General features: G+C 70.4%; 1 protein-coding gene. It reads left to right on the top strand.

Features of this window, described 5'->3' with window-relative positions; genetic code table 11:
- Positions 1 to 21: 21 nt before the first annotated feature.
- Positions 22 to 1,167, top strand: coding sequence for an IS701 family transposase (locus AB0I42_RS37280; protein WP_357544489.1), 1,146 nt, complete (start codon positions 22 to 24; stop codon positions 1,165 to 1,167).
- The last annotated feature ends 159 nt before the right edge of the window (positions 1,168 to 1,326 follow it).

Here is a 1,326-nt window from a genome sequence, read left to right as displayed (position 1 = left end):
GTGGGTGCGGTGTAGGGCATGATGTGCGCCGTGACGGCTGCAGAGGTCGATGTGTGGGCTGGCGAGTTGGACCGGTTGCACGCCCGGATCGCGGTCCGGTTTCGGCGGGCGGAGCCGCGGGCTCGGGTGCGGCAGTACGTGTCTGGGCTGGCCGCTGGGCTGGAGCGTAAGAACGGTTGGACTCTGGCCGAGCGTGCCGGGGAGGTGTCGCCGGACGGGATGCAGCGGTTGCTGCGGTGGGCCGACTGGGATGTCGAGGCGGTCCGTGACGATGTGCGGGATTACCTGGTCGAGTATCTGGGTGATCCGCGGGGGGTGCTGATCGTCGATGACACCGGTTTTCTGAAGAAGGGCGTGCGTTCTGCGGGTGTGGCCCGGCAGTACTCGGGTACGGCCGGTCGGGTCGAGAACTGTCAGGTCGGGGTGTTCCTGGCCTACCGGTCGGCCCGGGGGCACGGGTTGATCGACCGGCGGTTGTACCTGCCGGCGGCGTGGACCGACGACCGTGGACGGTGTGCCGGAGCCGGTGTCCCGGACGAGGTCGGGTTCGCCACGAAGCCGCAGATCGCCCGGGTGTTGCTGGCCCGGGCCCTGGACGCCGGGGTGCCGGTCGGGTGGGTCACCGCCGACGAGGCCTACGGGCAGGTGAAGAGCCTGCGGGTCTGGCTGGAGGAACGCGATGTCGGCTATGTGCTGGCAACCCGCCGCAACGACGACATGGTCACCACCACGATGGGGGTCCGCCGGGCTGACGAGTTGATCGCCGCCGTGCCGGCCCGGGCGTGGTGCCGGCTGTCCGCCGGCGCCGGCGCGCACGGTCCCCGCGAGTACCTGTGGGCCCGTGTGCCGATCCGTGTCAGCTGGCGTGCCGGGCGCGGCCACTGGCTGCTCGCCCGCCGCAGCCTCACCACGGGCGAGATCGCCTACTACGTCTGCTACGGCCCCCGCCGCACCCGCCTGGTCGACCTGGTCCGGGTCGCCGGCAGCCGGTGGGCGATCGAGGAATGCTTCCAACAGGCCAAACAGGAAGCCGGCCTCGACGACTACCAGGTACGCGACTGGCGGGCCTGGCACGCGCACATCACCCTGGCCATGGCCGCACACGCCTGGCTCACCGTCGCCAGAACCTTTGCTGCAAAAGGGGAACCGGCCTCAGCGACGACATGATGATCGGCTACACCGTACCGGAGATCCGCCGCCTCATGGTGTCCCTGATCCTGACCACCCCACCCTGCCCGACCCGGATCTGGGCCTGGTCACACTGGCGCCGCAGACGTCAACACCAGGCCCGGACCAGCCACTACCGCCGTCGCGGCTACCCGCCAT

It is taken from the genome of Polymorphospora sp. NPDC050346, from assembly GCF_040655695.1.
Lineage (GTDB): Bacteria > Actinomycetota > Actinomycetes > Mycobacteriales > Micromonosporaceae > Polymorphospora > Polymorphospora lycopeni.
Note: the sequence above shows the minus strand (reverse complement) of the source record. Positions and strands in the feature narration are given on the sequence as shown.